A 235-nucleotide genomic window follows, 5' to 3' on the forward strand; every position below is an offset into this window, starting at 1 on the left:
GGTGGTATCCACGTAAGCCCTAATGGTGATGAGCCATCAACAGATTTAAACGTGCCATTATTGCGTTACGCCGAGATCTTGCTGATTAAAGCCGAAGCTCAGATCATGCAGGGCAAAAACGGCGATGCCGCGCTTAACCAGGTGCGTGTACGTGCAGGATTGAGTCCAATTACTAATGCTACGATGGCAAACCTCAAACACGAACGTCGTGTTGAATTGGCAGGCGAGTGGAGCG

Annotated in this window: 1 protein-coding gene; it reads left to right on the top strand. The window is 50.2% G+C overall.

Annotated features, from left to right (window positions below; all coding sequences use genetic code 11):
* The coding region (locus ACEN88_RS36295; protein ID WP_413347212.1) for a RagB/SusD family nutrient uptake outer membrane protein at positions 1–235 on the top strand (235 nt) is incomplete at both ends.

This window comes from Massilia sp. CT11-108 (genome assembly GCF_047302915.1).
In the GTDB taxonomy this organism is placed as follows: domain Bacteria; phylum Pseudomonadota; class Gammaproteobacteria; order Burkholderiales; family Burkholderiaceae_D; genus Telluria; species Telluria orientalis.